Source organism: Neisseria sp. HMSC074B07 (assembly GCF_001810355.1).
In the GTDB taxonomy this organism is placed as follows: Bacteria; Pseudomonadota; Gammaproteobacteria; order Burkholderiales; family Neisseriaceae; genus Neisseria.
This window is the reverse complement of sequence record NZ_KV800915.1, coordinates 1-7,891: the sequence shown is the minus strand read 5'-3', so window position 1 is coordinate 7,891 and position 7,891 is coordinate 1. Positions and strand designations below refer to the sequence as shown.

The 7,891-nt window shown below is 52.9% G+C and carries 5 protein-coding genes; 2 read left to right on the top strand and 3 right to left on the bottom strand.

Annotated elements, in window-relative coordinates:
* Positions 1–247: 247 nt before the first annotated feature.
* Entirely contained in the window at positions 248–1,078 is an 831-nt protein-coding gene (locus HMPREF2726_RS03420; RefSeq protein ID WP_070602183.1) for a carbon-nitrogen hydrolase family protein, read from the bottom strand.
* Positions 1,079–1,597: 519 nt separating this feature from the next.
* Here HMPREF2726_RS03420 and HMPREF2726_RS03415 point away from each other — a divergent pair.
* Positions 1,598–1,756 (top strand): DUF1328 domain-containing protein, encoded by a 159-nt coding sequence (locus tag HMPREF2726_RS03415; RefSeq protein ID WP_003744611.1) that lies wholly within the window; start codon positions 1,598–1,600, stop codon positions 1,754–1,756.
* Between the two features lie 104 nt (positions 1,757–1,860).
* Here HMPREF2726_RS03415 and gcvP read toward each other — a convergent pair whose 3' ends face one another.
* Together gcvP and HMPREF2726_RS03405 are read right to left on the bottom strand one after the other, a co-directional pair.
* A complete protein-coding gene (gene gcvP / locus HMPREF2726_RS03410) occupies positions 1,861–4,713 on the bottom strand; it encodes an aminomethyl-transferring glycine dehydrogenase (protein WP_070602181.1) in 2,853 nt (950 codons plus the stop codon).
* Positions 4,714–4,837: 124 nt separating this feature from the next.
* Positions 4,838–5,617 (bottom strand): FadR/GntR family transcriptional regulator, encoded by a 780-nt coding sequence (locus HMPREF2726_RS03405; RefSeq protein ID WP_036492635.1) that lies wholly within the window; start codon positions 5,615–5,617, stop codon positions 4,838–4,840.
* Positions 5,618–5,999: 382 nt separating this feature from the next.
* Here HMPREF2726_RS03405 and HMPREF2726_RS03400 point away from each other — a divergent pair, with 382 nt between their 5' ends.
* Positions 6,000–7,643 (top strand): lactate permease LctP family transporter, encoded by a 1,644-nt coding sequence (locus HMPREF2726_RS03400; protein ID WP_070602179.1) that lies wholly within the window; start codon positions 6,000–6,002, stop codon positions 7,641–7,643.
* Positions 7,644–7,891: the final 248 nt, after the last annotated feature.

Genomic DNA, 7,891 nt, shown 5'->3' with positions numbered 1-7,891 from the left:
ATTACTGTCCTATTTTGATTTTAATTGACTATATAAAATGCACTAGACTGTTGAACAGCCTTATTTTTGTCTGCAGTTGTGCAATGTATGACTAGCCCAAATAAATAGTCTGAAATTGTACCTGCTAATATTATAAATGCAAAATTAATTGTCAATTTCATATTACTTTGGATTAATTTTGTTGCGATAAAATCAACATATCATAGAATTTAAGGCGGAAATGGCGACGTTTGGGGATGAATTGTTTTTATTTTAACAACCTGTGTTGCAACGCGGGCAGCCTGGTGCGCACGCTTTGCAGCCTCGCAGCGTCCAAATCGGCGATGACGATGCCTTCGCCTTCGGGCAATACGTCCAAAATTTCGCCCCACGGATCGATAATCATGCTATGACCGAACGTGCGCCTGCCGCTTTCGTGCTCGCCGCCTTGCGCCGAAGCGATGACGTAGCATTGGTTTTCCACTGCGCGGGCGCGCAGCAACAATTCCCAATGCGCTTTGCCTGTCGTGTAAGTGAAGGCGGCGGGCAGCAGCAAAACGTCAAACGGCTGCTGGGCGCGGAAAAACTCGGGAAAGCGCAAGTCGTAGCACACGCCCGCGGCAAGCGGGACGCCGTCGGCAGCCAATTTCGGCACATCGCCGCCTGCGCTGATGGTGTCCGCTTCGGCATAGCGTTCGCCCAAACCTGAAAAACCGAACAGGTGCATTTTGTGATATAGCCCGATTTGCGTGCCGTCGCGGTCGTACACCAACATCGTGTTCATCACTTTGCCCGCTTCGGGGCTTCGCAGCGGAATCGTGCCGCCAAAAAGCACCACGCCGCATTCCGCTGCCGTTTCGCTCAAGGTCGTCTGAAAACGAGCGTAGCGAGTTTCGCTAAAATTGCCGCCGACTAAAGGTTCGGCGAAAGCCAGTTTGTCGGTATCCTTACGCCCCATCAGCGGCCAATATTCGGGCAGCAGCACCCAGTCCGCGCCTTGCTTTGCGGCTTGGCGCACGAGGCGTTTCATGGTGTTAATGTTGGCATCGGGGTCGGTGGACGAAATCATTTGCACGGCGGCGGCGCGGATGTTTTGCATGGCGGTTTTCCTGTTAGGTCGTCTGAAAAGGGCAAGGGATGGTTAGTTTTATAACGAAATCGTTCCAAAAAAACAATCAATAAGGGAAATGGCATTTCAGACGACCTTTTATTTTTCTGAGCCGTTTCATGATGATTCAAACAGCAGATTTAGTATTACTTTTTATGTAAATATTATTTTTTATTTTTTGTTGATTTTAAAAAAGAATTTTATTGAGTGCATCTTAATCGATAAAATGTGAATGTTTTCAAAACTTAACGTCTGTATGTAAGTTGTTGATTTATGGTTTGGTTATTTTATAAATGGGCTGATTTCTTGAAAATTTGTATTACTACGGTTTGCTAAGTAAGAAGTTATCAGATAAGGTGTACTACAAGCGGTTACATCCGTGAGTATGAAATTAATCAACAAGATAGTTGATTAAGTAATTAAAACTGTTAAATCCCACAAAAACGGACAGGTTATCCTCAACCGTTTGCACATCAAACCGTTTGCACACCAAACAGAAAGGAAAAAACCATGCTTCATTATGCAGTTGTTTTCTTTGTCATCGCCATTATTGCAGCCGTACTGGGCTTTGGTGGTATTGCAGGCAGCGCGGCAGGTATCGCTAAAATCCTGTTTGTCGGTTTCCTGATTTTGTCAGTGTTATCCCTGATTTTTGGCAAGAAAAAATAAAACTGACAAACAGATTAGGTTGCAAACATGCTACCTTCTGAATGAACGTTTTTTAAAACAAAGGTCGTCTGGAATTTTCAGACGACCTTTCTTCATATTAAACCTTAATCTTCATACGCTTCCGTCGGCGGGCAGGTGCAGACCAGATTCCGGTCGCCGTACACGTTGTCCACGCGGTTGACGCTCGGCCAGAATTTGTTTTCACGCACGAAGGGCAGCGGGAAGACGGCTTCTTCGCGGGAGTACGGATGCGCCCATTCGCCGGTTACGTCGGCGGCGGTGTGCGGGGCGTTGACCAGCGGGTTGTCGTCTTTCGGCCATTCGCCGCGTTCGACTTTCAACACTTCCTGTTTGATTTGTTTCAGGGCGGCGATGAAGCGGTCGAGTTCGGCTTTGCTCTCGCTCTCGGTCGGCTCGATCATCAGCGTGCCGGCAACGGGGAAGGAGACGGTCGGGGCGTGGAAGCCGTAGTCCATCAGGCGTTTGGCGATGTCGGTTTCGGTGATGCCGCTTTCGGCTTTGAGCGGACGCAAATCGACGATGCATTCATGTGCGACGCGGCCGTTTTTGCCTGTGTAGAGAACGGGATAGTCTTCGCCCAGGCGTTTGGCGACGTAGTTGGCGTTGAGCAATGCCCAGCGCGTTGCCTGCTCCATGCCTTGTTTGCCCATCATGGTCAGGTACATCCAGGTAATCGGCAGGATGGACGCGGAGCCGAAGGCGGCGGCGGCAACGGCGGTTTGCCCGGCACTTGCGCTGTGCGTGTCGGTCAAGGTATGGCCTGGGGCAAACGGGGCGAGGTGGGCTTTCAGACCGATGGGGCCCATGCCCGGGCCGCCGCCGCCGTGGGGGATGCAGAAGGTTTTGTGCAGGTTCATGTGCAATACGTCCGCGCCGACTTCGGCGGGCTGCATGATGCCGATTTGGGCGTTGAGGTTGGCGCCGTCCATGTAAACTTGTCCGCCGTTTTCATGGATGATGCGGCAGATGTCGCGGATGCCTTCTTCGTACACGCCGTGAGTGGACGGGTAGGTAATCATGATGGCGGACAAGGCGTCGCGGTGTTGCTCGGCTTTGGCTTTCAAGTCGTCGATGTTGACGTTGCCGTGTTCGTCGGTATCGACGACGACGACTTTCAAACCGAGCATGGCGGCGGTGGCGGGGTTGGTGCCGTGGGCGGATTTGGGAATCAGGCAGATGTTGCGCTGCGCTTCGCCTTGCGCTTCCTGATAGCGGCGGATGGCGAGCATACCGCTGTATTCGCCCTGCGCGCCGGAGTTGGGCTGGAAGGAAATCGCGTCAAAGCCGGTGATGGCTTTCAGGCTGTTTTCCATGTCGGTCAGGAGTTCGCGGTAGCCGGCGGTTTGGGTTTCGGGGGCGTAGGGGTGGATGTCGGAGAACTCCGTCCAGGTAATCGGCAGCATTTCGGCGGTGGCGTTGAGCTTCATGGTGCAGCTGCCCAGCGAAATCATGCTGCGGTTCATCGCCAAATCGCGGTCTTCGAGTTTTTTCAGGTAGCGCAGCATTTCGTGTTCGGTGTGGTAACGGTTGAACACGGGATGTTGCAAGATATTGTCTTGGCGCAGGAATTCGGTTTTCAGACGGCCTTTGACGTCGTCTGAAAGCGTGAAGGTGTTGTTGCCGGTGAAGGCGTAGTACAACACGGCAAGGTCTTCGCGCACGGATGTTTCGTGGAAGGCGGCGGCGATTTGCGTGTCGCTGACGCGGCGCAGGTTGTAGCCCAGTTCCAAAGCGGTTTGGAACGCTTTGTCCGCTTTTTCTTTGCCGCCGAAATCGACGGTAACGGTATCGAAGAAGACTTCGTGAACCACTTTGAGGCCGTCTGAAACCAGCGCATCGGCAAAGACGGAAGCCAGCGCGTGAATGCGGTTGGCGATGCGTTTCACGCCTTCGGGGCCGTGATAGACGGCATACATGCCCGCCAAGTTTGCCAGCAATGCCTGCGCGGTACAAATATTGGATGTCGCTTTTTCGCGGCGGATGTGTTGCTCGCGGGTGGACAACGCCATGCGCAAGGCAGGTTTGCCCGATGCGTCTTTGGATACGCCGATGATGCGGCCGGGGGCGGAGCGTTTGAACTCGTCTTTAAAGGCGAAATAAGCAGCGTGCGGCCCGCCGAAGCCCATCGGTACGCCGAAGCGTTGCGTGTTGCCCAACGCAATATCCGCACCCAACTCGGCGGGCGATTTCAGCAAGACCAAGCTCATGATGTCGGCGGCAACGGCAACAATCGTGCCTTTGGTTTTCAGACGACCTATGACGCTTTGCAAGTCTTGCACATCGCCGTCTTTGCCGACGTATTGGAACAGCGCGCCGAAGTATTCGCCTTCATCCGCTTTGGCAAAATCACCGACCACCAGCTCGAAGCCGAAATATTTGGCGCGGGTTTTCATCACGTCCAAAGTCTGCGGATAGACGCGCTCGTCCACGAAGAAACGCTCGGATTTCACTTTGCCCACGCGGTGCGCCATCGCCATCGCTTCGGCGGCGGCGGTCGCTTCGTCCAACAAAGACGCGCCCGCCACGGGGAAACCGGTCAAATCAATACACACCTGCTGGAAGTTCAACAAGGCTTCCAAACGCCCCTGCGCGATTTCCGCCTGATACGGCGTATAGGCGGTGTACCAGCCCGGATTTTCCAACACGTTGCGCAAAATCACGTTCGGCACGCGGGTCGGGTAATAGCCCAAGCCGATATAGGATTTGTTGATCACGTTTTTCGCCGCAATGGCTTTCAGCTTCGCCAAAGCATCCGCCTCGGTCAGGGCTTCGGGCAGGTCGAGTTCGGACGGCATACGGATGCTTTGCGGCACGGTGTTGCCGACAAAATCGTCCATGTTCTTCTCGCCGAGCGCTTCCAAAAGCGCAGCCTCGTCGCCGAAACTCAAATGACGCGCGGTAAATTCGTTGGGGTTGAACAGTTCGGATAGTTTCATTTCTACTCCTTTTTTGTTGTAGGAATCTGCCGCGAAGGCAGGTATTTGGGTTTTCAGACGACCTTGCAGTTGCGGGCGGATAATCGGGTTTTGTGTCTGCTTGCTATTTCCGTCAGGCAGGAAGCTACTTCCAGTCCTGCACCCGCTTCAAGTCTTTCTGCGCCAGCGTGTCGGCGTGTTCATTGCGGCTTTGGTATGCCCTGTTTTGCAAGATGCTGTTGGCGACGTAGTTTAAGTGTATTTTGGCGGCTTCGGCGGCATCGGCGGGGCGGCGTTCCAAGATGGCTTCGTAGATGGCGCGGTGTTGCGCGATCAGCTTGGGGCGGGGGTCTTCGGTTTGGTTGGAATAGATGATGCTGCTGCGCGTCTGGCGGTAGAGCATTTTGAGCAGGCCGCCGGAGAGGTGGCTGAAGAGGATGTTGTGCGCGGCGTCGGCGATGGTTTGGTGAAAGCTCACGTCGGCTTCGCTTTGATGTTCCAGATTGCCGCTTTCGCAGGCGGATTCGAATTTTTGCCGCCAAAAATCAATCCGTTTCAAATCGGCATCGGTGCGCCTCTCGGCAGCCAACGACGCCATGCAGCCTTCGATGTGGCAGCTGAAATCGAAAACGTCGGTTTCCCAGTTGGAATGTTTGCCGAGCAATTCTTGCCAGCTTTGGAGGAAATCCTGTTGCGGTTTGACGGAAACGTAATAGCCGTCGCCCTGACGCGCTTCCAAAACCTGCCGCGCAATCAGGATGTTGAGCGCGACCCTGACCGACGGGCGCGATACGCCGAATTCTTCCGCCAACGTGCGCTCGGGCGGGATTTTGCCGCCTTCTTCGTAAATGCCCGCCGCGATGCGTTCCTCCAATATCGACAATATTTGGTCGCTGATTTTTTGCGGACGAACCAGTTTTGTCATTGTAATTCCCTCTTTTCCATCATGTTTTTTCTGCGAAGAAGACCCAAATCCGATAATGTGATGCGGCAGGCCGTCTGAAATGGCAGCCTGCATCAAAATTGGCATGACCAATGTCGCCGTATTCTAATTAACCGCCCCGTATCCCGTCAATATGGCTTGTCCTACCCATATGTGTTTTTAAACTACATTGGGCTACATTTTTACAATTCATATAATATTTTGTTTTATTTAAAATTAAATAACAAATTTGCGCCAATGCCGCCGGGTCGTCTGAAAAAATAATTGACCGCCATATTAAAGTTTCGTAAAGTGTCCTCCGTTCTCAAAATTGGTTTTACCAATTTAAGAAAATATATTAGAAAAATATTCGGAGATTTTCCCTATGGATACTTGGATTCAAAACTATACCGCAGTGGGCGGCAGCCTATATTTGACGGCAGCCGTCGCCCTCCTGCCCATTATCTTTTTCTTTGTCGCACTGACCATCCTGAAGCTCAAGGGTTATCAGGCGGGGCTTTATACGCTGCTGATTGCGCTTGGGGTTGCCATATTAGGCTTCGGAATGCCTGCGGGCATGGCGGTTTCTTCCGCGCTGTACGGCTTTGCCTACGGTTTGTGGCCGATTGCATGGATTATCGTTACCGCCGTGTTCCTGTATAAAATTACCGTGAAAACAGGGCAGTTCGACATCATCCGCGCTTCCGTGATTTCGATTACCGAAGACCAACGCCTGCAAATGCTGCTGGTCGGCTTCTCCTTCGGCGCATTCCTCGAAGGCGCGGCAGGCTTCGGCGCGCCGGTGGCGATTACTGCCTCTTTGTTGGTGGGCTTGGGCTTTAATCCGCTCTACGCCGCCGGTTTGTGTTTGATTGCCAATACCGCGCCCGTGGCTTTCGGCGCGATGGGCATTCCAATCCTGGTTGCCGGTCAAGTGTCTAACCTCGACCCTTACCATATCGGTCAGGTTGCCGGCCGCCAACTGCCGATCCTGTCGATTATCGTTCCTTTCTGGTTGGTTGCCATGATGGACGGTATGCGCGGCATACGCCAAACTTGGCCTGCCGTATTGGTGGCGGGCGTGTCTTTCGCCACTACCCAGTTCATTACCGCCAACTTCATCGGCCCCGAGTTACCCGACGTGACCTCCGCATTGGTCAGCCTGGTCTGCCTGTCTGCCTTCCTGAAAAAATGGCAGCCTAAAGAAATCTTCACCTTCAACGGCATGAAAAAACCGTCCGAACGTAAAGCGGGCGAATACACTGCCGGGCAAATCATCAAAGCCTGGTCGCCTTTCGCCATCCTGACCGTTTTCGTCAGCGTGTGGACGATTAAGGGTGTTAAAGAGGCTTTGGGCGTTGCCACCATCAAATTCGACTGGCCGATGCTGCATAACTTGGTACAAAAAGCCGCGCCCATCGTCAGCGAACCGACACCATACGCCGCCGTATTCAAAATCGACCTCCTCGGCGCAGTCGGCACGGCAATCCTGTTTGCTTCCATCGTTTCCGCCGCCTTGCTGAAAATGAAACCTTCCGAAGCCGTCAGCACTTTCTTTGAAACGCTCAAAGAACTGCGCCTGTCCATCCTGTCCATCGGCTTGGTACTCGGCTTCGCATTCGTAGCAAACTATTCAGGCCTGTCGTCCACATTGGCACTCGTCCTCGCCGCTACCGGCACCGTGTTCCCGTTCTTCTCGCCGTTCCTCGGCTGGCTGGGCGTATTCCTGACCGGTTCGGACACCTCCGCCAACGCACTCTTCGGCTCGCTGCAAGCCAGCACTGCGCATCAAATCAACGTCGTACCCGAACTGACCGTTGCAGCCAACACCACCGGCGGCGTAACCGGCAAAATGATTTCGCCGCAATCCATCGCTATCGCCTGCGCGGCAGTCGGTCTGGAAGGCAAAGAATCCAACCTGTTCCGCTTCACCGTGAAACACAGCTTGATTTTCTGTACCTTCGTCGGCCTGTTGACCCTGCTGCAAGCCTACGTCTTGCCGTGGACGCTGGTTTTCTTCAACAAATAAGCCAACCGGCTTGAACTATAGTGGCTTAACTAAATCAGGACAAGGCGACGAAGCCGCAGACAGTACAGATAGTACGGCAAGGCGAGGCAACGCTGTACTGGTTTAAAGTTAATCCACTATAAAAAAGTCGTCTGAAAACCAATTTAGGTTTCAGACGACCTTTTTGTCATTGTGGGCGTGATCGGGTTTACCGTCATTTCCGTTTCGTTTAAACAGAGACCTTTGCAAAATTCCTTTTCCCCCAACAG

Excerpts from the sequence above, each read along its gene's own strand:
- HMPREF2726_RS03420 (WP_070602183.1), bottom strand. The coding sequence starts at position 1,078 with ATGCAAAACATCCGCGCCGCCGCCGTGCAAATGATTTCGTCCACCGAC.
- HMPREF2726_RS03415 (WP_003744611.1), top strand. The coding sequence starts at position 1,598 with ATGCTTCATTATGCAGTTGTTTTCTTTGTCATCGCCATTATTGCAGCC.
- gcvP (WP_070602181.1), bottom strand. The coding sequence starts at position 4,713 with ATGAAACTATCCGAACTGTTCAACCCCAACGAATTTACCGCGCGTCAT.
- HMPREF2726_RS03405 (WP_036492635.1), bottom strand. The coding sequence starts at position 5,617 with ATGACAAAACTGGTTCGTCCGCAAAAAATCAGCGACCAAATATTGTCG.
- HMPREF2726_RS03400 (WP_070602179.1), top strand. The coding sequence starts at position 6,000 with ATGGATACTTGGATTCAAAACTATACCGCAGTGGGCGGCAGCCTATAT.